This window comes from Robiginitalea myxolifaciens, from assembly GCF_900115205.1.
Classification (GTDB): Bacteria; Bacteroidota; Bacteroidia; order Flavobacteriales; family Flavobacteriaceae; genus Robiginitalea; species Robiginitalea myxolifaciens.
The window spans coordinates 436,652-458,518 of the sequence record NZ_FOYQ01000002.1 but is presented as its reverse complement, the minus strand read 5'-3'; the positions used below and the strand labels follow the sequence as shown (position 1 = coordinate 458,518).

The following is a 21,867-nucleotide window of genomic DNA, read 5'->3' as shown; positions in this document are numbered from 1 at the left end:
GCAGGGATTTATACTAAAGTTAGCCAAAATAGCTATTTGCGAATCAAGGGCGCAGTGGTTTCCGACCTGAACGATTCGGCCCCTTGAGTTAGTAACCGGATATTCCTCCATTTGATTTGCTTTCCCGCAAGGGAATCGTCCGGGATGCTGTGTACCTGTAATCCGATGAATCCGGAACTTTCGGCTTCGTCGATCAGGTTGGCGGTATTGATACCGTTGACCCAAATCGCCAACTGGTTTCCGAAAGCTTCGATGCGATAGTGGTTCCAGCTCCCATTTTTAAAGGCGGTGCGGCCTTCTGGATTATTTTCCAGGGTATAGAGCCAGCCGCGTTTCCCTTCCTCGTAGATCCCACCGCTCCAGGCGCGGGGGCTGGGATCGATCTCTGCCTGGTAGCCGTGTATTTGTCCGTCATTGTATTCAGGTCTGCTGTGACTTCTGAATTGCACGCCCGAATTAATATTGGGATCTACCATTACCTCAAACTCCAAAATGAAATCATCGAACTGCTTCCGGGTACACAAAAAAGTGTTGGGGGAATTCGCTACGGTAGTGCCGATAACTACTCCGTCCTCCAGAATGTAGGACGCTTTGCCATTGCGCACCTCCCAGGCCGTAAGCTCGGGGTCTTTGACTAAATACTGCCAATCGGGTTCTGAACCGCCACAGCTGCCCAATAGGAGCGCCAGGAAGAAGAAAAAGCTAATTCGAGTCAAAAAGGTCATGCAATTGGTCTGCTGTAAAGGTCTGGTCATAGGTTCGGTCAATTTTTCTGAGGCTATCAATGGTAGTGGTTCGGATACTTTGAGGCGAAGTGGTAAAGGCATTGCGCACAAAATTTCCAATATCCCGGATATTCTCGTCGGTTAGTTCTTTGTTGTTCCCGATCCCCGGCATAGCGACCTGAAAATCGTAGGCGGTGCCATTAACCGTTATGGGGCCGTGCAAGCCATAAAGCATCAACGCCACCAGACGCTCCTTGGATTCGGAAACGAACTCCGATTGGAGCAGAGGGGGAGCTAAATTCTGTATCCCCTTACCATCCGGTCCGTGACAGGTAGCACAATGCGTATTAAAAAGGATGCGTCCACGGGTAAGCGGGTCTTCGCCAACAGAAAAATTGATTTTTTCCGGGATCTGGAGCTGGGATATTGAATCCAGGCGCTGGCTCAATCCCTCACTAAGTGCTTTTTCATGGTTTAAGAAAAACTGTTTTTCATTGGGATACAAGGCCGAAAAGAGGGCATCCTCGTAGATTGGGGTTTCCGCATGCCGGTTCAAAAGTGCAGTGAGGTAATTGAGGTATGAATCTTCAGTGCCTGTTCCATTTTTCGCTAAAGTCCGGGCCAGATAGTGAACCAGGTAGTAATCAATAATTTCATTCCTGGCGTGTAAAAGCGTTTCCAGTGCCCCGACAGATAACTTAAAGTCCCGCTCCGCCATTAATTTTAAAATATGGGACGTATAATGGGGATACTCCGCTAATCCTTTGAGGTCTAGCTTTTCCAATCGGAGTTGGTCAATGCCCTCCAGGGAATACAATGCGTGAATCCGGGTTTTCTCGCTGCCGGCTGTATTTACAATATCCTGAAGTCGCGCAGTGGTTTCGACACCTGATTCGGATAGGCCTTTTTCAGTGGAACCTGCATTAATTTTTGTGATTAAAAGCTGCTGTGCATTATCCCGAATCCAGATATTGGCCGAAGCCAGGGAGTCTAGCAGAGCTACTGCCGACAAGGAGGTGAGATCTACACGTCGATAGGGTAGAGAATCGCTGGAAATTCTAAGGATTCGACCCATCCCGCTAACCGTATCCAGCCCCCTGGAGATGTATTGTTCCCGGAGATAACTTGTCAGATAGGTTTTATGTTGAATAATACCACGGTGCATATCCACCAGAAAAAGAGCTCCATCCGGTCCGTTGGCCAAATTTACGGGCCGAAATGCCTGGTCCCAGCTTCTCAGGAATTCCCGGTCCTTCCATACTTGTTCCCCGCTGGTCTGTAAGGAGTCAAATCCGACCCGATTCCGCTTAACCAGATTTACTTCTGGTCCACATACAAAGAAATCCCCCGAGAATGCTTCCGGTAAACCAGAACCTTCAAAGTACAGCGGAGCCGCGGCGCTTGTGAAATTGTTGAGCATCCCATCTTCCCGAAGAACCCCGGGAATATAACCCCGGTTTACGGCGGTGGCCTGCAGCGGGTAAACGGCTTGATTCGCCACTACGTTATTGCCAATACTGTACTGAACCTCGTATCTCGGATTCTTGTTGACCAGGTTGGGAAGTACGTAATCCCCGCGCAGCTGGTTGGAATTGTCGTTGTAGTACAGGCGGCCGTAAGGATCATGGGTAATGCCCCATTGACCGCGGAAGGAGGTGGATTCTTTGATCCATTTTCCCTTTTGCTTTCGATACCGCTTGGAGTCCTTTGCACTATAAATCCAGTTATCGATATTCATCAATAACCCGTTGGGCTGATGTTCCACATTTCCACCTACTGCATAGGCCGAATCCACGATTTCCGTTTTCCCGGGCAGCAAGTCTTCAGTAATCTCCGTGAAGTACAGATAAGGCGGTTCGGCATAAAGCAGCCCACCATAAACATGGGTGAAAGCGCGGGCCAGTTTGAGGCTGTCTAAAAATACTTTGCTGTGATCGGCAACGCCATCCCGGTCTTTATCTTCAAGTACCAGGATCCGCCCGATGGGGTCTTCCTCATCGACGCCCTCCAGCGTCCTCATATAGCCCGACATCTCCAGCACCCAAATATTGCCCTGAGAATCGAAATTCAGGGCCACAGGGGCTTCTATCAGTGGTTCGGAAGCTATGTTTTGTAATACGAGGCCCGGGGTTAATTCATAGGCGGAAAGGTCGATCTGAGGTTCCTCGAAGTTACTGACACAGCTAACACCGGTTAGGAGAATAAGGGAAAGAATACCAGTTAAAATAGGCCTCATGTCGCGCACAATGACCTTTAAAGATAAGTACAAAAAATACTACCCGAAAAATTTAAGTTGTTCTGATGGAAGTATAATTCTCGTTTTAAAAACTGCGTACGTACTAGGAATGCTTAACCGGCAAAAATTAAAACTACAGAGAGTACTAAAAAAGAAAAGGCTGGAAAAGATCTTTTTATGGGATCCTGAACTTTTACATGCATGCTTATTGCGCCGGCCATAAGCACAGCCATGGTTCCGGCAGCAGGTATAGTTAACGATGGAAACCAGATCGAGGCCAGGATCAGGATTGCGGATATTACTTTTAGGGCTCCTACCAGGTACATAAGTGTTTCGGATAGGCCATATACTTCGAATTCTTCTTTCATACTTTTTGCAGAACCACCACGCCAGGTCGTAGCTTTGTTAAAACGAAAGAACCAAACATTAATAATGCTCAGAAAAATAAAGACCTTAATCCCGGTTAATACGTATTCCATGATTGCGAGTTTATATAGTTAATTTATAAGATTTATGAATTCCATTGGACCTTTAGCCCTGACCTTACTTCTGTTTTCGGCCATCTCCTTTTTATTCTTCGGAGTTACCTGCCTCTATTCTCCTTATATGATGCTTGAGTTTAAGAGATATGGCCTGAGTAAATACAGAAAACTGACCGGAATCCTTCAACTTGCTGGAGCTTTGGCTTTATTGATAGGTTTATGGTTTCTTCCATTGGCACTTTTGGGGAGTATGGGACTTTCCATGCTCATGGTACTGGGCTTTATAACACGCATCCGTATTAAAGATAGTTTTTTAAAATCTACCCCATCATTATTCTATGCCTTAGTCAATTTGGCCTTATTCTTTGTTTTGTTTAATGAATAGATGATAAAGTTAAACAATAATCCGTATCTTTAATAGCAATACTATCAAAGTAATCTTAAAATTTGGATAGTAATTGCTAATAAAGTGTTACGATGAAAAAGAAAAAAGACCTTCGCAGCCAGCTGCCCATGGCCGATATGCATACCAATGGGGTAAGATTTGATCCAGAAGTACTAGAGGCCCTGCGCAGGCAACGGGCTGGAAATTCGGCTTCTCCTTCGCCTGAGGCCCAGGGCGAGTAATTAGCCGTGAATATTTCTGATAGACTATTTAAGCTGTTTCTATCCGAAGAAACCAAAAAACGGATAGAACGGATAATCCTGCGTGTTGCTGTACTTAGTTTCGTCCTTCATTTAGCCTTGATATTCCTAACGAATTATGGAATCGTAAATTGGTTTGCTGAGTCGGAATTGCTCAAAAATCCAATATCTGCAATTTATACCCCATTCTCGTTTATACTGATTTATGAGGTTTACCTACTCGTATATTATTTACCCAAATCCTTCACAACTTATATAACCAAGCAGTATGAGATTATTACCCTGATCATAATCAGGAAGCTATTTAAGGATTTGGCTTCGTTGGAACTTACTTCGAACTGGTTTGAAATAAAAGACGACTTACAATTCACTTATGATGTAATCGCTTCGTTATTACTGTTTTATCTAATATATCAGTTTCAAAAGCGCGGTAAGCGAAAGGTAACTTCAACGCAGGTAATGGATAGTAAACTAACGCGGTTTATCCGGCGAAAAAAGATCATTGCTACCCTTCTGGTTCCCCTGTTTTTTGTACTGGCTCTTATAACGTTAGCAGGTTGGCTTAACGAGATTTCATTTACTGCAGATCAGTTGCCATCCTTTCAATCCATCAATAATTTATTCTTCGATGAGTTTTTTACGGTACTTATTCTTGTGGATGTTGTTCTTCTCCTGCTGTCATTTTTCTATACAGATAAATTCCACAAGATTATCCGTAATTCAGGATTCATCGTATCTACCATTTTAATTCGCTTGTCCTTTGGGGTTAGTGGACTGATTAGTACCGTTCTGATAGTGGCGGCGGTCGGTTTTGGGCTAATCCTGATTCAAATCCACAATTATTATGAGAAGGATGTAGTGGTAAGCGGATAGCGGTAATTATCCTAATAAAAAAAGGGCCTCCAATATAATTGAAAGCCCTTTGAATATGCGTAGCGAGAGGGGGACTTGAACCCCCGACCTCAGGGTTATGAATCCTGCGCTCTAACCACCTGAGCTACCTCGCCGTGGTGTATAAAAGCGGCTGCAAATATAGTTTTTCTCCATTGTTTCCCCAAGGCGATCCCCCCAAAAAGTTTTTCTTCAATTATTTTTTAATCATGCATAATTCGATATATTGCCCGCGAGCTAAAAATCCCAATTATAATGGAAGACAAGGTGAAATTTGAACTGGAGTTTGTTATTCAATCCTCTCCCCAGTTGCTCTTCCAATATCTCGCTACACCATCCGGGCTTTCGGAATGGTTTGCGGACAACGTCAACTCCCGGGGTGAGAAATTCACCTTTATCTGGGATGGGGCGGAAGAGGTTGCCCGCATGCTCAAGCGCAAATCCGATGAATTTGTTCGTTTTGCCTGGGAATACAATGAAGATGACTCCTATTTTGAGATGCGGATAATCGTAGACGAGATTACCAAGGATGTATCGCTCTTTATTACAGACTTTGCCGAAGAGGATGAGGTGGAAGAGGCTAAAATGTTGTGGGACAATCAGGTATCCGACCTGAAGCAAATCCTGGGTTCTACGTAAATGTCCACCATAAATCTAGACGGCGATTTACTTCCCGCCGATTCCCATTTCCTGAATCATCAAAATCGCGGGCTGCGCTATGGCGATGCGTTATTTGAGACTATTCGTTATACCGGAGCTGAATTGCTTTTTTGGGAAGACCACTACTTCCGTTTGATGTCCTCGATGCGGCGCCTCCGAATGGAGATCCCTATGAGTTTTACCATGGAGTTCCTGGAGGAGGAAATTCGCAAGGGTTTACAGGCCGATGGTGTGGCAACTCAGCCCGCGAGAATACGCCTGACCGTATTTCGGAAGGAAGGTGGCCGCTATACCCCTGAGGATCGTGGAATTCGCTACATAGTGGAGCACGAGCCGCTGTCCAAAGCGGCTTATGAGTTGGAAACCGGGGACAACCGGGCCGACCTCTACAAAGACTATTACCTCCATGCCGATGAGCTCACCGGCTTAAAGCATAGCAACAAGATCGTTCATGTTCTGGCCGGTATCTACACCCGTGAAAATGACATGCAAACCTGCTTTCTCCTAAACCACAATAAATCGGTTGCAGAGGCTCTTGATGGCAATATTTTCCTGGTCAGGGGGAAGGAGATCAAGACCCCGCCACTTGCCGACGGGGCTTTAGATGGTATACTTCGAAAGCAATTATTAAAGCTTGGTGCAACGGATTCGGAATATCAATGGGTTGAGGCCTCTATTTCACCTTTTGAACTGCAGCAGGCCGATGAACTATTTGCTACCAATGTAATTCGTGGCATCCGGCCCATTACGGCCTACAGAAAGGCGACCTATGGACATGAGGTTGCTGAGCGGGTTCTCAATGAATTAAACCAACAAATAGCGGGACAAGAATCTTAATTCGATTCTAGTTCAGGCTGGGATTCTCCGGGGCGTTTGACCAGAGCATATAGTCGCCCCCAAGTTCCATCATCTTTTCTTTCCAAAAGGCCTGGGTAGACTTGCGGATGATATCGCTCTCATATTTATTGGAAGCTACAATCCAGGATTTCGAGAGCAATTCCTGATTGAGCTGGAGGGAAGCCCATCCCGAGTATCCCAGAAAGAAACGAATATCGTTCTGACTGATTTGCCCCGTATTGATCAGGGTTACCGTAGTATCGAAATCGCCACCCCAGAAAATTCCGTCGGAGATTTCAATGGAATCCGAAATCAAATGGGGTACGTTGTGGATAAAATAAAGGTTGTCCTGTTCTACCGGCCCCCCATTAAATACGGGGAAAGGGACTTCGATCTCGTCTACGAGATCGCTCATGCTGTAGTTCAAGGGCTTGTTCAGGATAAAACCTACTGACCCTTCTTCGTTGTGTTCCGCAAGTAAAACCACCGAGCGATTAAAGGAGACATCTCCTGTAAGCGCTGGCTCTGCGATGAGCAGATTTCCTTTTTGCGGTTCGCTAAGCATGCAAATAAGAGGGTTAGTTAGTTCTAAAATAGCATAATTCCTCCAATACACAACCCAAAGTAGTGGAAAAGAAACAGCCCCGGGAGTATCCCGGGGCTGCTTCAATATTTTGGATCGAGTAGTTACTGCTTAGTTTACAGCATCGCTCAAATCAGATCCCGCTTTGAACTTAACAACTTTCTTGGCTGGGATGTGAATGGTTTTACCCGTAGATGGGTTACGACCCTCGCGGGCGTTTCTCTGAGATACTGACCAGGATCCGAAACCTACGAGTGAAACTCGGTTTCCTTTTTTCAGTGATCCTTCAACATTCCCGAGGAAAGACTCGAGTGCCTTTTTAGCGGCTGCCTTGGTGATACCGGCATCAGCTGCCATGGCATCGATTAATTCAGTCTTGTTCATAATTAAATTTCGTTAATAGATGTTATACATATTGCAAAGCGCAAACAAATTTATACGGATTTGCGTGCAACACAAGTAAAACCGGGGCAAATCAGCGTTTTTGTTGATAACTTAGAGCCATTGTTGATAAACTGACCGGATTTTGGTCAATTTGCGTTGAGCCCTTTAATTCCGGGCCTTTAGAGTAAGTAGGCATTTTCTTTTAATTCGAAGCCATTCAACAGGTCCGAAACCTGCATCCTGCGTTTCCCTTCTAATTGAATTTCGAGGAGCTCCAGATCGAAGTCTGAGGTGGCAGCGAACAACCTCCCATGGTCCAGAATAAGTTGGCCAGGATCCGTCCCGGACTTGCGATCCGTCAGGGTCGCCTTAAATACTTTGCACTGCATCCCATCTGTGTTGTTATTCCACATTTGGGTCCAGGCCCCGGGGTAAGGACTGAGTCCCCGTATTAAATTATGAAGCGTCTCGGCGGGCTGGTTCCAGTTTATCTTAGAATTGTCCCGATTTAGTTTTGGAGCCTTCTTATCAGGATCGGCCTCGTTTTGCTTTTTTGCCTTGACTTCGCCCTGTTCAATAAGGCCAACAGTTCTAACCAACAATTCCTGACCCAGTTCCATGAGGCGATCATGCAACTCCCCGGCATTCTCCTCAGGTCCAATTTCAAGGGACTCTTGCAGGAGGATGTTCCCTGTATCTATGTTTTCATTAATAAAGAAGGTAGTAGCGCCCGTAGTAGTCTCGCCATTTATAATTGCCCAATTTATGGGGGCAGCTCCCCGATAGTCGGGTAAGAGCGAAGCATGTAAGTTAAACGTTCCGAATTCCGGGAAAGACCAGATGGCAACGGGAAGCATTCGGAAGGCCACTACAACCTGAAGATTAACGCCGAATGCCACAAGGGAATCCAGGAATTCCGGATCCTTCAGGTTGGTGGGTTGTAAAACGGGTAACTCCTTTGAAAGGGCATATTGTTTTACGGCAGATTGCCTGAGTTTTCTACCGCGTCCCGCTGGCCTGTCCGGAGCCGTAACTACGGCAACTACGTCGTACCCAGCTTCGAGCAATGCGGCCAGGGAAGCGACCGCAAATTCCGGGGTGCCCATAAAGGCAATCTTCAGTACATTCATTTGGTTGTAAGATAATAGGTATTACTATCGCTAATGGCAACTTTGCCTTCTTGTAGCATTTCCTGCAGGGTGGCCAGGATTTCCTGCTCGGGCACCTCGCTGCTCGCTATCAACTCTCTTGAGGTTTTCGGGCCATGGGCCAAATTACGGCTTAGCCGATGAATCAGTTGGGTTCTATTGGCTTTTAGGTTGGAATTGGCGACACGCGGCTGGCAAACATCGCAGATTCCGCAGGGTTCCGGTTGTGGTTGGCCAAAATAAGCCAGTATCTGCTGTTGACGACAAAGGGAACTTTCTTCAACATAGGTCAACATGGCGTTGACCTTAGCGATTCGCAGTCGGTTTCGGTTTTCAATGTCCCGGGAGAACAAATGAATAGTTCGCTCATCTTCCCGAGGCACGAGAAATAGCAGATTCAAATCCGATGTATTGAGTTCCAGGTTAAGGATTTCGTCCTGGTCCAATCGTTCCAGCCATTGAATAAATTCACTTTCAGAGATCCATAGTTTTTTGCTTATTCCAAGGGTTCTGATAGCCGTGGGAAAATCGAAAAGGCCGCCATAGGTCCGGAGTAACAACTGTATGGGTTCCTTCATCAAGGGGTATTTCTCAAAATATCCCCAAAGGGCTTCCTTTTTACAAATGAACTGGATTTTAGCCTGAGCCGAATACTGGCGACTCAACCCAATCACGCCTTGCCGATCCAGGACTTCCAGAACCTTCAGTGTCTTGGATATGGGCAGTTTGTATTGATTGCAAAACGATTCCAACCGAAAAGGGTAAACCCCCTCGGGCAATTCGCCGTAGGCAACTTCAAAATAGTTGCAAAGCTTCCTGTAGGTCAGGATCAGGTCTCGGGTGCCTGGCAGATTTCCCAGATAATACGACTCGCTGTCTGAAATATCAGCGGGTCCGGCGAGCAATACAGCCCGTGCCGGAAGGCCGTCTCTACCGGCCCGTCCGGCCTCCTGATAATAGTGTTCCAAAGTCTCAGGGATGTGAAAATGGACAACCAGGCGGACGTCGGCCTTATCCACACCCATCCCAAAGGCATTGGTTGCGACCATAATACTGTCGGAATCCTTTAGCCACAGCTGCAAGTTTTTCTTTTTGCTGTCCAAATCCATTCCGCCGTGGAAGCTCAGGGCTTTTAATCCGGAATCCTTCAGATAATCGGCAAGCAGGACACTTGCTTTGCGACTCCGAACATAAATAATTGCACTGCCGTTGGCAGCCATACAGAGGGTTTTCAGGCGATAGCGCTTATCCTCAGTTTTCAGTACTTCAAATGAAATGTTCTCGCGGAACATAGAATCCGAAAGCACGGTTGCCTCAGGCATCTCCAGTTGCTTGAGGATGTCCAGCCGTACCGTTTCGGGAGCAGTGGCAGTAAGTGCAATAAATGGAATGTCCGGATGTAATTCCCGCAATCGGGCGCATTCCAGATAAGCCGGCCGGAAGTCATAACCCCATTGCGAGATGCAATGCGCCTCATCTACCGCAATCAGCGATATCTTGGATCGTGAAATGCGTTCCAGCACCAATTCTTGTCTCAATCTTTCCGGACTTAGGTAGACCAGGTCGTAATTGCCATAACTCAAGTTGTCCAGGCGATCGATCAGTTCATTTTCCGTGATGCTTCCAAATAAGCCCATAGCCTTTACCCCTTGCTGCTTCAGGCGGCTGAGCTGGTCCTCCATCAGAGCGATAAGTGGGGAAATGACCAGGGTGGTTCCTTCCAGCATCAAAGCCGGAACCTGATAACATAGTGATTTGCCCCCACCGGTAGGCATTAGGAGTAAGGTGTCCTTTCCGGCAAGTACATTTTCAATAGCGGGTTTCTGTAAACCCCGGAAAGTGGTGTACCCCCAGTATTTCTCCAGTATTTCTTCCGGTTGGGTCATTCAGGGAAGGCGTTCTGAATTAAAGCGATTGGTAACCAGGGAGAGCATTTCAGATACACGCTCAACAACAGTACCCGTCGGTAAGGTGGTAATTTCATAATTACACTGCTGATACGTGGTAACCAGTTGGTTGTGAATGTCCACGGCTTCTTCGAATGCCTCGAGCCTTCCGTCGTCCTGTCGATAGATATCCCGCCAGGGGGGAAGGACAACAACCATATCGTAGCGCATCTCCAGGCAGGCCCTGGTAAAAGCATTGTGATATTCCTGTTTAAAATAATCCATATAGGCAATGACGTCCGGCAGGCCGCGGTCAAAGAAAACCAAATCCTCTTTCAGAGTGGCTGCTGCCTCAAATTGCGCCTGCCGCCCTTCCAGTAATTTTTCGTTGAAGGCGAGTGGATCAGCCACAAAAGCCAGGGGATTTGTAATTGGAGTGGCTTCTTCCTCTGCTTTTGCCCGTAGGGTCATGTCCCGGATAATTTCATGCATGCAGTGATAGCCTGAGCGTTCCAGTTCCTCAATAACGGCTGTTTTTCCGGTTCCGGGACCACCGGTTATGACAATGCGTTTGGGTCTATTCCGATCCATTAAACAAATTTAGTTATTCTCGCATGCAGCGGGAAATCACTGTGGCGATTTTCAAGCTGTAATTACATACAGTATCTTTGCAAAAAAAAGGAATGGCAACAGAAAATCCCGAAGACTTTTATAACAGGCTGGAACAGGAACTCACTAATTCCACGCAATGGCCTTCGGATTACCTGTATAAGTTTATTATCCCCACCGACGAGGATAAATCCCGACAAATCAGCCGGATCTTCGACAATACGGGTGCGGTTATTAAATCCAAGCAATCCCGGAATGGTAAATACACCAGTCTTTCGGTAAATGTCCGCATGAAGAATCCACAGGAGGTTATCGAAAAGTATCGGGAGGTTTCCGTGGTAGAAGGTGTGATATCCCTCTGATTGCATGGGTTTCTCGCTTTAATTTTGTTTCTTTGAAAGCGCATAGGGAATAGCTACTCCCTTGCTTTACTTCATTGTTAATTACAGCACATATACTTTGAACGAAGTTTTCAACCTCCAGTATAATACGGAAAGGCCACCGTTGCACATTCCTGAGTACGGCCGCCATTTTCAGAAAATGGTAGATCACGCTGTCGCTTTAGAAGACCGCGAAGAAAGAAATCGAATGGCGCAGGCCATTATAAGCGTAATGGGTAACATGCAACCTCATTTGCGAGATGTTCCCGATTTCCAGCATAAACTTTGGGATCAATTATTTATCATGTCCGATTTTAAGTTGGATGTTGATTCTCCTTATCCCGTCCTGAGTAAGGAAGTCCTGGAAGCGCGTCCCGAACCCCTGGATTATCCTCAAAACCACCCGAAATACCGTTTTTACGGAAACAATATCAAGCGGATGATCGACGTGGCGGTGAAGTGGGAAGCAGGAGACAAGCGGGCAGGCCTTGAATATGCTATCGCCAACCACATGAAAAAGTGTTACCTGAACTGGAATAAGGATACGGTAGACGACAAGGTGATTTTTGCCCATCTTTTGGAGCTAAGCGACGGAAAAATCGATTTGGCTGCTGATGGTGAAAACCTGACAGAGAGCGGACAGTTCCTGAAGCAGCGCAGCAACAAATCCAACCGAAGTAATTCTCAGAAAAAAGGACAGCGCGGAAGCCGGGGTAAAAAGCGTTACTAATCCATGGGTACATTTAAAATTGAAGGTGGACATCGCCTTCAGGGGGAAATTACTCCTCAGGGAGCCAAAAACGAAGCACTACAAATTCTTTGTGCCGTATTGTTAACCGCCGAAGCGGTAACAATCAGCAACATTCCCGACATCATCGATGTCAATAAGCTCATTGCCCTTTTGGAAAACCTGGGGGTAAAAATCCAGAAAAAGGGAGAGGGTTCCTACACCTTCAAAGCCGATGAGGTAAACCTCGATTACCTGCAATCCGAAGCCTTTAAACGGGATGGTCGTGGACTACGCGGTTCCATTATGTTGGTAGGGCCTTTACTGGCCCGCTTTGGAAAGGGATATATCCCAAAACCCGGAGGCGACAAAATTGGGCGCCGACGTCTAGACACCCACTTTGAGGGATTCATAAAACTGGGCGCAGCATTCCGATATAATCGGGAGGAATACTTTTACGGGGTAGAAGCCAAAAAGTTGAAAGGTGCCTACATGTTGCTCGATGAAGCCTCAGTTACGGGTACCGCTAATATCGTAATGGCCGCAGTTCTTGCTGAAGGAACTACTACTATTTACAACGCGGCATGCGAACCTTACCTGCAGCAGCTCTGCAATATGCTGAACAGAATGGGTGCTCGAATTAGCGGGGTAGGTTCAAACTTGCTAACCATCGAAGGGGTGGAAAAATTAGGGGGAACCGACCACCGCATGTTGCCGGATATGATTGAGATTGGCAGTTGGATTGGTTTGGCCGCCATGACGCGCAGTGAGCTCACGATCAAAAATGTAAGCTGGGAAAACCTTGGACTTATTCCTTCAGTTTTTGGAAAATTAGGGATTACCCTGGAGCGAAAAGGGGATGACATCTATATCCCAGCCCATACCGAAGGTTATGAAATCCAGAACTATATCGACGGATCTATCCTGACCATTGCCGATGCTCCCTGGCCAGGTCTTACGCCGGATTTGCTGAGTATCATTTTGGTAGTGTCTACCCAGGCACGTGGCGAAGTCCTCATCCACCAGAAAATGTTCGAGAGCCGCCTCTTCTTTGTCGACAAGTTATTGGATATGGGCGCGAAGATTATTCTTTGTGATCCCCACCGCGCAACGGTCATCGGACATGATTTTAAATCTTCCCTGAAAGGAACCACCATGACCTCACCGGATATTCGCGCCGGGGTATCGCTACTCATTGCAGCATTGTCGGCGAAAGGTGAAAGCACCATACACAACATCGAGCAGATCGATCGGGGCTACGAAGCCATAGACACGCGTTTGCAGGCAATCGGAGCTCGGATTACCCGGGTTTAACCTTCAGAATTCCAGGCGATTACTTTTCGACCAACTCCCCATCGGGGAATTGGGCAAAGCGACCTTTATCTGGCCGATGCACAGGATCGTGCTGATCCCAGGGCCATCCTCCGAATTGGGTCCGGCGAAAACGATTCATGGCTTGCTGGATTTCTTCCGGGGTATTCATAACAAAAGGGCCATACTTGGCAACCGGTTCGTTTATCGGACATCCCTGCAGCCATAACAACCGGCTTAGCACATTTCCTCCCACCAGGGTTCTGTACTCATTATTTAGGGAAACGCCCTGACCTTTCATTAGAGTTTGGCTATCATCAGCGGAATGGGACGTAAGTGTAAGAGATTCCCCTTCGAAGAAATAAAGATTCCGATTCGCCATATCGCCCAATTGAGGTAGTTCCAGCTGTTCGCCAGCTGCGAGATCGATTATGGCGACAACTACTTCGTTTTCAGGGGCTGCTGCCCAGGAGTCGGGTGGTGGGGAAAGTGCCTGGACGTCATCGAGACTACCTGCTACCAGGGTTACTGAGCTATTTCCCTTCTGAACCACAGGAACTTCCTCTTTCCAATACATCTTGAAATACGGGGAAACCCGCTTACTTTTTGCAGGCAGGTTGAGCCAAATCTGGAATAATTCGAGGGGATTGGGCTTATCCTGATTGACCAGGGGGAACATTTCCGAGTGCTGGAGTCCATCCCCGGTTGTGATCCATTGCACATCGCCCTGCCCAAAGCGAGCGGCTGCTCCGAGTGAGTCAGAATGATCGCATAATCCTTCAGTAACAATAGTTATGGTCTCGAAACCACAATGCGGGTGGGCAGGAAATCCGGGAACTGTCTTTCCGTGATACATTCTCCAGGCATTATTGGGATCAAAATCGCTGCCCAAAGCCCGACCAGATACCCCTGTAGCTGGTCCTAAATCATTATTCCCTTCCGGGTATTGATCGTAGTGATACGCGCAGAAGAGGAAGGGGTCCGGGGTATTCCACGGAAACCCCAGGGGAAATATCTCTATTGGATTATTTGCCATTAGGAATCAAAATCTATTTTTCGATGACTGCCATCGCAGAAAGGTTTGTTAGTGGATGCACCACAACGGCAGAAGGCATTACTTCCTTCCAGTTTCCGGTTTTCGCCGTTTACCTCTAGGGCAATATCCCCTTCGAATAAGACCGGTCCTCCCGGGATTACCTTGGCTTTGATTTGAGCTGCTGCCTGGGGTTCATCTCCGGCGGAAGCACCACTATCGCGATAGGTCAATGCTCCTGAAGGACACTGATCGATCTGTTTTTTTAAGGCCTCAACCGCTGCATTTTCCGGCCGTATCCAGGGCTTGTCCTTGGGCTTGTACACTTCTGGCAAGGTCTTGACACAGATCTCGGAATGAATACATTTCCTGGGCTTCCAGATTACTGCGAAGTCCTCTCCCTTGGCGTATTCTTTGACTATTTCTGACATGGATAATTCGTATTTAATCGATATTTATACCTCGCATAACCAGCGCTTTCCATTCCGGGTTTCGTTTGATGTATAGCGCGACAAATGGGCAGAGGGGAACAAGCTCCAGTTCCAGGCGCTTTACCTCCTCTAAAACCCCCTTCACCAGTGCTTTTCCAATACCCTTTCCGGATAATTCCTGTGGTACCTCGGTATGGGTAAGGTAGATTTTTTCCCGGGTTTTAATGTATTCTATGAAAGCCGTCTGATCACCGACTACGGCTTCAAATCGCTTTCGATCAGGATTGTCTGTTATGTTAAGTTCCATAGTAATTTGTTTTAGTTATTTGGGCGCCTGAGACTCGTGCAATTTTATTCTTCGATGCCATTGATTGGCGGAGGACCTTCCGGAATCATGGGTTCGTAAACCGTATTTCCTTTGCGCTCTATATATTCTGCCTTTACTTCTTCTACCAGTTTATCATCCTCGAATAAATCAGCCATGGTCATGGCCATGGCTTTAGCGGCCTGTAGCATGCCTTTATGTCCAATACTCATTCCCCCGCAGGCTACTACAGCCCAGGAGTGCCAGGGAGTGTCCTTGGGGGCAACGGTGACTCCCAGGTTGATATTGGCTACGTTCCAGCTGACATCTCCAACATCCGTGGATCCTCCCATGGGGTGTTCCTGTGTTTCTTCCAGTGGCCTGATTTCACTGTCCAGGCCCACTAGTGGCTTTCCAGTGGCTTCTTGAATTCCCTTGCCAAAAGTTATTTCTTCTGGCGTGTATTCAATAGGCCCGAGTAATTCCAGATTTTCTTGCATTATTGCCCCACCTCGCCTGTTAACCAGTATTTCATATATTCCTGAAATCAGGGAGATCTTGTATTCAACATTGGCCATAATTGCCGCGCCTTCAGCCATTTTTTGAATCTGCTCGTAAACCGGCATCATGCCTTCGCGCTTGGTATCCCGAACCCGTACCCATAACCTGGAGTAATCGGGAACTACGTTGACTACCTGACCGCCATCTTGAATGTGATAGTGGATTCGTACCGTTGGTTTTACATGTTCACGATAATAATTGATCCCGGTAGTATAGAGCTCTAATGCGTCGGAAGCACTGCGCCCGTTCCACGGATCTGAAGAGGCATGAGCGGCCTGTCCATAAAACTCTACTTTAAAATCGATTAAGGCAAGACTGCTTTGAACATCTGCCTTCGTTAAAGCACTGGGGTGCCAGCTAATGTTGACATCAACATCGTCCCAAATACCCGCCTTAACCATCCAGATTTTCCCAAAGAACTTTTCTTCTGCGGGAGTGCCCATAAATTTTATGGTTCCCTGAAGGTCGCCAGCTTCAATGCGTTCCTTGATCGCAATGGCCGATGCCAGGCTGGCCGTCCCGAATAAATTATGTCCGCATCCGTGGCCTGCACCGCCGGGAACACGGGCTTCCTTGGTCGGCTGTGCTTTCTGGGATATTCCAGGAAGCGCATCGAATTCTCCGAGAACGGAAATTACGGGTTTTCCACTGCCATAAGTCGCTACAAATGCAGTGGGCATTTCCGCAACGCCACGCTCAACGGTAAAACCGTTTTTCTCGGCATATGCGGCCAATAATTTTGAACTGATATCTTCATCGAACGCGGTTTCGGCTAAAGCCCAAATCGAATCGCTTATGGAAATAAGTTCGGCTTTATGAGTTTCAATGGAGGCAACGATGGCTTTCTTGGTTTTGCTCATTTTTTGTCCGTAACTGGATACGCTAAACAAGGCGAGCAATAGGAGAGGGAGGAGTGGTTTTTTCATATTTCTAAAGATATCAAAAAGGGATGGGATTGCCGAACCGCTGCTGTTGGTCGAAAAAAAACAATTTTTTGCTTCAGATTCGTTTTAACCATTGAAGTCCAAAGTCACCCAAATGAGATCTTTAGTGTATCTGGGATTTTTGTCCCTGCTTTTATTTTCATGTAGTGCTACCCACCGGCTGAGTATGACAGTTACTGAACCCGCCGTGGTTAGTTTACCGAAGAATGTTCAGCGTGTTGGGATTATCAATCGATCTATTCCCTCTGAAGGAAAGGGTACCCTGGCCAAAATAGATGCCATTCTGAGCGCAGAAGGCATGCAGCTCGATCGGGATGGATCCCAGGCAGCCCTGCAAGGATTAGCGGATCGCTTGCGTACATCGAACCGCTTCGAAGCCGTGGTGATTCTGGACAGCCTTCCTCAGCTGGCAAAAGGAACTTTGGCCATGCCCGCTGCCCTCAGCCGGGAGCAACTGCGCGAGTTATGTGCAACCTATGGATTGGACGCTGTTTTTTCGCTGGCGTATTATGATACAGCTACACAGGTCCGGGCCGAAATTGGTATGCGGGAAGTAACGGGAACCCTGGGCATCCCAGTAAAGGTTCCCATGCATCGATTGGATCTTACCACCGCTTTGAGGAGTGGATGGCGCATTTATCTCCCCCAGGTACCCCTGCCTGTAGATCAGTGGGAATACACCGACTACCTGCGGGTCAGTGGTCAGGGAATAAATCCGGTAGAAGCCCTTGAATCCATCAGGAATCGCAAGGAACGGGTTCTCGATATTTCACGCCAGACCGGATTTGTTCATGGCAGCCGTTTAGAGCCTTCCAGAATCCGCGTGGGACGTGATTATTTTGTCCGGGGTAACGATTCTTTTGAACGCGGCAAGCGACTGGCACAGACGGGTGCCTGGAATGAAGCGGCACAGTTGTGGGAAGCCGAAACCGCGCATCCCAAAGACAAAATTGCCGGACGTGCCCATTACAATATGGCTATCATCAATGAGATAAATGGCGACCTGGAAGCCGCCCATAGCTGGGCTAAAGATGCCTATGCGATCTATGGCAATCGGGAAGCGCTGCGTTACATAAGAATTCTGGAGCGCCGACTGGCTGCCCAGGCCGAGTTGGAAATGCAGCTTTCCGGACTCACACCTGAATAAAGCATTACTTCAAAAGGAATTTTGTCTTAGTTCAGGGCAGTTTTATAGGTGTCCAGGCAGCGCTCGCGTGCCATTTTATGGTCTACCATTTTTTCCGGATAGGCTTCGGTACCAAATTCAGGCACCCAATGATTAACGTAGGTCCGCTGCTTATCGAATTTATCTAATTGGGTAATTGGATTAAAGATCCGGAAATACGGAGCGGCATCCACTCCACTACCTGCGGCCCATTGCCAGTTGCCTACATTGCTGGCCATTTCATAGTCGAGTAATTTTTCAGCAAAATAGGCTTCCCCCCAGCGCCAGTCGATCAGCAAATGCTTGCAAAGAAAACTGGCGACCAACATGCGTACCCGGTTGTGCATATAGCCCGATTCATTTAATTCGCGCATACCGGCATCGACCAGGGCATATCCGGTTTCTCCTGCTTTCCACTTGTCAAATTCCTCCTCTTTATTGCGCCACTTTATGTTGTCGTATTTAGCCTTGAAGGCCTTATTCGTCGTATGTGGAAAATGCCAGAGGATTTGCATAAAAAACTCACGCCAGATAAGTTCGTTCCAAAAGGTTTCATTCTCAGGCTTCAGGGCTTCTTTCAAGGCCTGGCGCACAGAGATAGTACCAAACCTCAGATGGGGGCCCAACCGGGAAGTGCCATCCTTTGCCGGAATATTCCGGGTATCCTCGTAATTGGCTACTAAATCCCTGGAGAGATTGAACTCAGGAACCTTAATGGCAGATTCTTCAAAACCAATATCGCTTAATGCGAGATTTGGTAATAACGAATGTTCATAGCAGTTCTGCAGGTATTCCTCGCTGGGATAGTGCTCATAACCACTTTTTTTAAACTCCTCTTTCCATTTTCGCATGAAAGGAGTGTAGACCACATAGGGATCCCCGTCGTCCTTTACAACCTCGGACTTTTCAAAAATTACCTGATCCTTATAACCTTTGAAGGGAATGTCATGTTTGTCGAGCAATTCCCAGATCTGTTTATCCCGTTTCCGGGCGTAAGGCTCATAATCCCGATTGGCAAACACTTCCTGAACATCCCACTCCTTTATAAGCTCACCAAAAACATCCTCAGGTTTTCCATGATAAATAGCTAGCGAACTTCCGTGTTTTGCCTGCAAGTGATCCCGCATTTGCTGCAGGTTTTGCATGATGAAATTGACCCGCGCATCGTCCTTTGGCAATTCATCTAGGATTTCCGGATCGAATATGAAGATTGGCATTATTCGCGTGCCCGAATTCAATGCCCGATACAAGCCATGGTTGTCTTCGAGTCGCAAATCGCGTCGGAACCAGAATATGGAAACCTTTTGCGCCATCCTAATTCACGTTCAGCGTCGAGAGTCCTCCGTCTACGCCAAGAACTTGACCGGTAATCCAATCATTCTCTTTGCTAAGCAGGAAGGCAGCAGCACGAGCAATATCTCCTGGGGTTCCCGTGCGACGTAGCGGATGACGCTCCGCCATTTTTTCTCTTTTCTGCTCGTTGTTCAACAGGCGGCCTGCCAAAGGTGTATCGACCAGTGAAGGTGCGATTGCATTCACGCGTAGCTTAGGGGCATACTCGGCGGCCAAAGACCGGGCAAAGGCCTCCACGGCTCCTTTGGCAGCTGCCACGCTGGTATGAAAGGGCATACCACTTTTAACGGCTACCGTACTGAAGAACACCAGGCTCGCCCCTTCATTGAATCGTGGCATAATCTTATTGAGCACCTTCACGAGTCCAAAGAAATTGATTTCCATTTCCTCGCGAAAGGCATCTTCGCTGAGCATTTTGAACGGTTTCAAGTTGATACTGCCGGGGCAGTATACAAAACCGTCGAGTTGTTCCGGAAGGCCATTACCCTCTGGTATTTCGCCTGTTACGTCCAGGGTAATATGCGGAATACCTGTATTTTCCAGGGCACTACCGTCCCGGGAAGCCGTGTAGACGTTATAATCTGATTTTAGTAATTCTACAAGTTCCCTTCCAATGCCGGAAGTTCCCCCAATAATAAGTACGTTTTTAGACATGTATTCCTATAGTTTTTTAAATGATAATTGATCCGTTCCGCTTTCGGCCTTTCCAAAGCGACGGAGTAATTCCGCCTCGCGGTAGGCAAATATTTCCTTGAGCTGCCTTTTGACAAAAAGCCCGTGGGCTAGATCGCCAAGCGGCCCTAGCGGTAATTTATAATTTACGATATCCTCCATCCGGGTTCCTCCCGATATGGCTTCTATGCGATGTTGATGGTGCCAGAATGCATAGGGTCCAAATCGCTGTTCATCGACGAAGTATTCGCCTTCTTTAACATGGGTAATCTCCGTAACCCAATGAGTTTTAAATCCTTTGAAGGGGGAAACCTTGTAGTGAATGATTTGCCCGGCAAACATGTTTTCTGCCAACCCGTCCAGGATTTCAAACTTCATCTTGGGTGGGGTAATCCGCTGTAAATTACCGGGATTACTGAGAAATTCCCAGGCTTCAGCAGGAGTGCAGGAAAGATTTTGAGCGGCGCGAATTTGGTAGTGACCCATGGATGATTAATAACACACGCAAGTTACAGTGGATTTTGTTTAACTAAAAGAAATTAAGGTTAAACATAAATTAAAATACCCGTAAACCCTTTATCGAGAATAGACTGCGAAGGACTAATTTTTGCGGTGATCCCGGAGCATTTCGTAACTTTTCGGCATGCTAAGATCGGCGTCGTACATGCTATTCTGGAGCTTTGGTCTACTAGGTGCCTTAGCCTATAGTCAGCCTCAGGTAACCCTGCTGGGCAATCTCCCGGAAGAGGTAGGAGAGAGCTCGGGATTATTAGGCCTTGACGATCGTTTGATTACCCATAACGACAGTGGGAATGAGGCCGTATTATATGAGCTGGATGCCGATAATTTTGCGCTTCTAAGAACCATTGAGATCACAGGGGTGACCAATACGGATTGGGAGGACATTGCCGTGGACGACAATTTCATCTATATCGGAGATATCGGGAATAACCTGGGACAGCGCCAGGATTTGAAAATACTACGCGTTTCTTTGGACGCCCTACGTTCAGGAACTTCGGTGACCCCTGAAATCATTAGCTATAGCTACGAAGATCAAACGGATTTTAGCGGGGGCCAGAATAGCGATTGGGATGCCGAGGCGCTGGTGGTTCGCGGCGATGACCTCTTGATTTTTACCAAACAATGGCAGTCTGGGGGAACGGTTATCTACAGGTTGCCTAAAGTCCCTGGCGATTATCAGGCGGAGCGTATCGGCGAACTGTCTATTGGCGGGTTAATCACTGCCGGACATCCGTTTTCCGATGGAAGCGGGATTGCCCTTCTCGGCTACAGTAATCAACTGCAACCGTTTATGGTTCGGCTTCCGCTCGGCGCAGATGGCCTGCTTTTCCCAACTGAAACTGTACGGGAACCACTGGAAATTGGCTTTGGCCAGGCCGAAGGACTTCTGGCATCAGCTCCTGGTATCTATTTGTTCAGTACCGAGTCGTTTACCAATGCTTTTGTAAGCCTCCAGGCCTCAGTATTCCGGGTAGAATTTGCAGATGGTGACCCTACCGGAGAAGAGCCGGGAGGGGAGGAACCAGGAGGAGAAGAACCCGGTGGGGAAGAACCGGGAGGAGGTGGCGCTCCCAATCCTGGATTTGGAGGTTATCAACCCCAGTTAGCCAGTGATGAATTGCGGCTATTTGGCAGACCCTTCAGTGGCCTCTTGGAATATGCTCACGGTAGCACCAACGAGCTGCTCGCAAGGGCTATATACGATTCTGCAGGACGCCGGATTCGATATGAGGAAGGGCCGGAAATTCGGATTGCGGAAATGGATGTATCAGGCCTGGGTACTTCCATATACTATTTTACCCTTTACCTGCGGGAACAAACCTTATCCCGGCCGTTCATCAGATACTGATTCTTTTAAGGTTTCTTTAACAAACCGCAG

General features: G+C 47.4%; 25 protein-coding genes and 1 tRNA gene. 10 read left to right on the top strand and 16 right to left on the bottom strand.

Annotated elements, in window-relative coordinates; genetic code table 11:
* Window positions 1-32: 32 nt before the first annotated feature.
* The 3 genes from BM318_RS10165 to BM318_RS10155 form a co-directional block, all read right to left on the bottom strand.
* Window positions 33-755 carry a 3-keto-disaccharide hydrolase gene (locus BM318_RS10165; RefSeq protein ID WP_177218300.1) on the bottom strand — a complete coding sequence of 241 codons (723 nt, stop codon included), beginning with the start codon at window positions 753-755 and terminating at the stop codon, window positions 33-35.
* A complete protein-coding gene (locus BM318_RS10160) occupies window positions 703-2,961 on the bottom strand; it encodes a DUF7133 domain-containing protein (RefSeq protein WP_092982505.1) in 2,259 nt (752 codons plus the stop codon). Before BM318_RS10160 ends, BM318_RS10165 begins: the two co-directional genes overlap by 53 nt.
* Before the next feature lie 113 nt (window positions 2,962-3,074).
* Window positions 3,075-3,440: a DoxX family protein gene (locus tag BM318_RS10155; protein ID WP_092982504.1), complete on the bottom strand. Its 366-nt coding sequence runs from the start codon at window positions 3,438-3,440 to the stop codon at window positions 3,075-3,077.
* 34 nt (window positions 3,441-3,474) lie between these two features.
* Between BM318_RS10155 and BM318_RS10150 the strand changes: the two genes are divergently transcribed.
* The 3 genes from BM318_RS10150 (at window position 3,475) to BM318_RS10145 (ending at window position 4,961) form a co-directional block, all read left to right on the top strand.
* On the top strand, window positions 3,475-3,828 hold the full coding sequence (locus BM318_RS10150) for a DoxX family protein (protein WP_092982503.1): 354 nt from the start codon (window positions 3,475-3,477) through the stop codon (window positions 3,826-3,828).
* A gap of 92 nt (window positions 3,829-3,920) precedes the next feature.
* Complete coding sequence (locus tag BM318_RS14445) at window positions 3,921-4,070, top strand: hypothetical protein (protein ID WP_177218299.1); 150 nt, start codon at window positions 3,921-3,923, stop codon at window positions 4,068-4,070.
* A 6-nt stretch (window positions 4,071-4,076) separates the two neighbouring features.
* Window positions 4,077-4,961, top strand: coding sequence for a hypothetical protein (locus BM318_RS10145; RefSeq protein WP_092982502.1), 885 nt, complete (start codon window positions 4,077-4,079; stop codon window positions 4,959-4,961).
* A 60-nt stretch (window positions 4,962-5,021) separates the two neighbouring features.
* Here BM318_RS10145 and BM318_RS10140 read toward each other — a convergent pair.
* Window positions 5,022-5,095 (bottom strand) — tRNA-Met (locus BM318_RS10140).
* A gap of 139 nt (window positions 5,096-5,234) precedes the next feature.
* Between BM318_RS10140 and BM318_RS10135 the strand changes: the two genes are divergently transcribed.
* Both BM318_RS10135 and BM318_RS10130 read left to right on the top strand, forming a co-directional pair.
* On the top strand, window positions 5,235-5,618 hold the full coding sequence (locus BM318_RS10135) for an START-like domain-containing protein (protein ID WP_092982501.1): 384 nt from the start codon (window positions 5,235-5,237) through the stop codon (window positions 5,616-5,618).
* Window positions 5,619-6,476 carry an aminotransferase class IV gene (locus tag BM318_RS10130; protein ID WP_092982500.1) on the top strand — a complete coding sequence of 286 codons (858 nt, stop codon included), beginning with the start codon at window positions 5,619-5,621 and terminating at the stop codon, window positions 6,474-6,476. It abuts the gene before it with no gap.
* A gap of 7 nt (window positions 6,477-6,483) precedes the next feature.
* Here the strand turns inward: BM318_RS10130 and BM318_RS10125 are convergent, their stop codons facing one another.
* The 5 genes from BM318_RS10125 to BM318_RS10105 form a co-directional block, all read right to left on the bottom strand.
* Entirely contained in the window at window positions 6,484-7,041 is a 558-nt protein-coding gene (locus tag BM318_RS10125) for a YqgE/AlgH family protein (RefSeq protein WP_092982499.1), read from the bottom strand.
* A gap of 129 nt (window positions 7,042-7,170) precedes the next feature.
* Window positions 7,171-7,443, bottom strand: a complete 273-nt coding sequence (locus BM318_RS10120) for an HU family DNA-binding protein (protein WP_092982498.1) — start codon at window positions 7,441-7,443, stop codon at window positions 7,171-7,173.
* Window positions 7,444-7,622: 179 nt separating this feature from the next.
* Window positions 7,623-8,573 carry a methionyl-tRNA formyltransferase gene (gene fmt, locus BM318_RS10115; protein WP_092982497.1) on the bottom strand — a complete coding sequence of 317 codons (951 nt, stop codon included), beginning with the start codon at window positions 8,571-8,573 and terminating at the stop codon, window positions 7,623-7,625.
* The gene (locus BM318_RS10110) at window positions 8,570-10,477 is read right to left on the bottom strand and encodes a RecQ family ATP-dependent DNA helicase (RefSeq protein WP_092982496.1); all 1,908 of its coding nucleotides are present in this window, start codon (window positions 10,475-10,477) and stop codon (window positions 8,570-8,572) included. The genes fmt and BM318_RS10110 overlap by 4 nt, the downstream gene beginning before the upstream one ends.
* Complete coding sequence (locus BM318_RS10105; RefSeq protein WP_092982495.1) at window positions 10,478-11,068, bottom strand: AAA family ATPase; 591 nt, start codon at window positions 11,066-11,068, stop codon at window positions 10,478-10,480.
* 92 nt (window positions 11,069-11,160) lie between these two features.
* Between BM318_RS10105 and BM318_RS10100 the strand changes: the two genes are divergently transcribed.
* From BM318_RS10100 to murA, 3 genes are all read left to right on the top strand, one after another.
* Window positions 11,161-11,448 (top strand): DUF493 family protein, encoded by a 288-nt coding sequence (locus tag BM318_RS10100; RefSeq protein WP_092982494.1) that lies wholly within the window; start codon window positions 11,161-11,163, stop codon window positions 11,446-11,448.
* A gap of 97 nt (window positions 11,449-11,545) precedes the next feature.
* Window positions 11,546-12,196 (top strand): DUF4290 domain-containing protein, encoded by a 651-nt coding sequence (locus BM318_RS10095; protein ID WP_092983489.1) that lies wholly within the window; start codon window positions 11,546-11,548, stop codon window positions 12,194-12,196.
* Window positions 12,197-12,199: 3 nt separating this feature from the next.
* The gene (murA, locus tag BM318_RS10090; protein WP_092982493.1) at window positions 12,200-13,507 is read left to right on the top strand and encodes a UDP-N-acetylglucosamine 1-carboxyvinyltransferase; all 1,308 of its coding nucleotides are present in this window, start codon (window positions 12,200-12,202) and stop codon (window positions 13,505-13,507) included.
* Window positions 13,508-13,526: 19 nt separating this feature from the next.
* Here murA and BM318_RS10085 read toward each other — a convergent pair whose 3' ends face one another.
* The 4 genes from BM318_RS10085 to BM318_RS10070 are packed head-to-tail and all read right to left on the bottom strand — an operon-like array spanning window position 13,527 to window position 16,759.
* Window positions 13,527-14,540, bottom strand: coding sequence for a pirin family protein (locus tag BM318_RS10085; RefSeq protein ID WP_092982492.1), 1,014 nt, complete (start codon window positions 14,538-14,540; stop codon window positions 13,527-13,529).
* On the bottom strand, window positions 14,540-14,968 hold the full coding sequence (locus tag BM318_RS10080) for a (4Fe-4S)-binding protein (RefSeq protein ID WP_092982491.1): 429 nt from the start codon (window positions 14,966-14,968) through the stop codon (window positions 14,540-14,542). Before BM318_RS10080 ends, BM318_RS10085 begins: the two co-directional genes overlap by 1 nt.
* Before the next feature lie 13 nt (window positions 14,969-14,981).
* Entirely contained in the window at window positions 14,982-15,275 is a 294-nt protein-coding gene (locus BM318_RS10075; RefSeq protein WP_092982490.1) for a GNAT family N-acetyltransferase, read from the bottom strand.
* A 44-nt stretch (window positions 15,276-15,319) separates the two neighbouring features.
* Window positions 15,320-16,759, bottom strand: a complete 1,440-nt coding sequence (locus BM318_RS10070) for an amidohydrolase (RefSeq protein ID WP_092982489.1) — start codon at window positions 16,757-16,759, stop codon at window positions 15,320-15,322.
* Window positions 16,760-16,871: 112 nt separating this feature from the next.
* Here BM318_RS10070 and BM318_RS10065 point away from each other — a divergent pair, with 112 nt between their 5' ends.
* On the top strand, window positions 16,872-17,924 hold the full coding sequence (locus BM318_RS10065; protein WP_143099961.1) for a DUF6340 family protein: 1,053 nt from the start codon (window positions 16,872-16,874) through the stop codon (window positions 17,922-17,924).
* Between the two features lie 26 nt (window positions 17,925-17,950).
* Here BM318_RS10065 and BM318_RS10060 read toward each other — a convergent pair whose 3' ends face one another.
* The 3 genes from BM318_RS10060 to BM318_RS10050 are packed head-to-tail and all read right to left on the bottom strand — an operon-like array spanning window position 17,951 to window position 20,453.
* On the bottom strand, window positions 17,951-19,255 hold the full coding sequence (locus BM318_RS10060) for a cryptochrome/photolyase family protein (protein ID WP_092982487.1): 1,305 nt from the start codon (window positions 19,253-19,255) through the stop codon (window positions 17,951-17,953).
* Window position 19,256: 1 nt separating this feature from the next.
* The gene (locus BM318_RS10055; RefSeq protein WP_092982486.1) at window positions 19,257-19,949 is read right to left on the bottom strand and encodes an SDR family NAD(P)-dependent oxidoreductase; all 693 of its coding nucleotides are present in this window, start codon (window positions 19,947-19,949) and stop codon (window positions 19,257-19,259) included.
* A gap of 6 nt (window positions 19,950-19,955) precedes the next feature.
* Window positions 19,956-20,453 (bottom strand): SRPBCC family protein, encoded by a 498-nt coding sequence (locus tag BM318_RS10050; protein ID WP_092982485.1) that lies wholly within the window; start codon window positions 20,451-20,453, stop codon window positions 19,956-19,958.
* A gap of 157 nt (window positions 20,454-20,610) precedes the next feature.
* Here BM318_RS10050 and BM318_RS14440 point away from each other — a divergent pair, with 157 nt between their 5' ends.
* Complete coding sequence (locus BM318_RS14440) at window positions 20,611-21,837, top strand: hypothetical protein (RefSeq protein ID WP_177218298.1); 1,227 nt, start codon at window positions 20,611-20,613, stop codon at window positions 21,835-21,837.
* Window positions 21,838-21,867 lie beyond the last annotated feature (30 nt).

Bases quoted from the DNA above. Each gene is read 5' to 3' on its own strand.
- BM318_RS10165 (WP_177218300.1), bottom strand. From the start codon at position 755: ATGACCAGACCTTTACAGCAGACCAATTGCATGACCTTTTTGACTCGA.
- BM318_RS10160 (WP_092982505.1), bottom strand. From the start codon at position 2,961: ATGAGGCCTATTTTAACTGGTATTCTTTCCCTTATTCTCCTAACCGGT.
- BM318_RS10155 (WP_092982504.1), bottom strand. From the start codon at position 3,440: ATGGAATACGTATTAACCGGGATTAAGGTCTTTATTTTTCTGAGCATT.
- BM318_RS10150 (WP_092982503.1), top strand. From the start codon at position 3,475: ATGAATTCCATTGGACCTTTAGCCCTGACCTTACTTCTGTTTTCGGCC.
- BM318_RS14445 (WP_177218299.1), top strand. From the start codon at position 3,921: ATGAAAAAGAAAAAAGACCTTCGCAGCCAGCTGCCCATGGCCGATATG.
- BM318_RS10135 (WP_092982501.1), top strand. From the start codon at position 5,235: ATGGAAGACAAGGTGAAATTTGAACTGGAGTTTGTTATTCAATCCTCT.
- BM318_RS10130 (WP_092982500.1), top strand. From the start codon at position 5,619: ATGTCCACCATAAATCTAGACGGCGATTTACTTCCCGCCGATTCCCAT.
- BM318_RS10125 (WP_092982499.1), bottom strand. From the start codon at position 7,041: ATGCTTAGCGAACCGCAAAAAGGAAATCTGCTCATCGCAGAGCCAGCG.
- BM318_RS10120 (WP_092982498.1), bottom strand. From the start codon at position 7,443: ATGAACAAGACTGAATTAATCGATGCCATGGCAGCTGATGCCGGTATC.
- fmt (WP_092982497.1), bottom strand. From the start codon at position 8,573: ATGAATGTACTGAAGATTGCCTTTATGGGCACCCCGGAATTTGCGGTC.
- BM318_RS10110 (WP_092982496.1), bottom strand. From the start codon at position 10,477: ATGACCCAACCGGAAGAAATACTGGAGAAATACTGGGGGTACACCACT.
- BM318_RS10105 (WP_092982495.1), bottom strand. From the start codon at position 11,068: ATGGATCGGAATAGACCCAAACGCATTGTCATAACCGGTGGTCCCGGA.
- BM318_RS10100 (WP_092982494.1), top strand. From the start codon at position 11,161: ATGGCAACAGAAAATCCCGAAGACTTTTATAACAGGCTGGAACAGGAA.
- murA (WP_092982493.1), top strand. From the start codon at position 12,200: ATGGGTACATTTAAAATTGAAGGTGGACATCGCCTTCAGGGGGAAATT.
- BM318_RS10085 (WP_092982492.1), bottom strand. From the start codon at position 14,540: ATGGCAAATAATCCAATAGAGATATTTCCCCTGGGGTTTCCGTGGAAT.
- BM318_RS10080 (WP_092982491.1), bottom strand. From the start codon at position 14,968: ATGTCAGAAATAGTCAAAGAATACGCCAAGGGAGAGGACTTCGCAGTA.
- BM318_RS10075 (WP_092982490.1), bottom strand. From the start codon at position 15,275: ATGGAACTTAACATAACAGACAATCCTGATCGAAAGCGATTTGAAGCC.
- BM318_RS10070 (WP_092982489.1), bottom strand. From the start codon at position 16,759: ATGAAAAAACCACTCCTCCCTCTCCTATTGCTCGCCTTGTTTAGCGTA.
- BM318_RS10065 (WP_143099961.1), top strand. From the start codon at position 16,872: ATGAGATCTTTAGTGTATCTGGGATTTTTGTCCCTGCTTTTATTTTCA.
- BM318_RS10060 (WP_092982487.1), bottom strand. From the start codon at position 19,255: ATGGCGCAAAAGGTTTCCATATTCTGGTTCCGACGCGATTTGCGACTC.
- BM318_RS10055 (WP_092982486.1), bottom strand. From the start codon at position 19,949: ATGTCTAAAAACGTACTTATTATTGGGGGAACTTCCGGCATTGGAAGG.
- BM318_RS10050 (WP_092982485.1), bottom strand. From the start codon at position 20,453: ATGGGTCACTACCAAATTCGCGCCGCTCAAAATCTTTCCTGCACTCCT.
- BM318_RS14440 (WP_177218298.1), top strand. From the start codon at position 20,611: ATGCTAAGATCGGCGTCGTACATGCTATTCTGGAGCTTTGGTCTACTA.